Source organism: Acinetobacter sp. I-MWF, assembly GCF_025433935.1.
Taxonomy (GTDB): Bacteria; Pseudomonadota; Gammaproteobacteria; order Pseudomonadales; family Moraxellaceae; genus Acinetobacter; species Acinetobacter guillouiae.
In genome coordinates, this window is the sequence record NZ_JAMBAR010000026.1 from 1 (window position 1) to 324 (window position 324).

1 protein-coding gene is annotated in these 324 nt (G+C 54.0%); it reads right to left on the reverse strand.

Annotated features, from left to right (window positions below; all coding sequences use genetic code 11):
- On the reverse strand, positions 1–233 hold a 233-nt coding region (locus M2R48_RS21205; protein WP_262087600.1), incomplete at its 3' end, for a cytochrome b.
- Positions 234–324: the final 91 nt, after the last annotated feature.

The window sequence follows — 324 nt, forward strand, 5'->3', positions numbered from 1 at the left end:
GCCGGTGGCGGCGGGCTGATCAGGCGCCAGACGATACGCACCAGCATGATGGCGAACAGCGTGATGCCTATGCTTTTGTGCAGATCCGGCGCGTCTTTGCGCCATGCGCTGTAGTAGTCGAGACCGACCATCCACAAGCCCAGGGCGAACAGACCAAACACCACCAGGGCCACGCCCCAGTGCAATACCATGCTGACCCAGCCGTAGCGGGCTGGTGAGTTACGTAGCTGCATGTACTTAATCCCGTAAGAACTGTGCTCAAGACTAACGATTTACCTATCGAATTAAAGCGCAATTTTTTGCTTTGAAATATCGAGAAATATG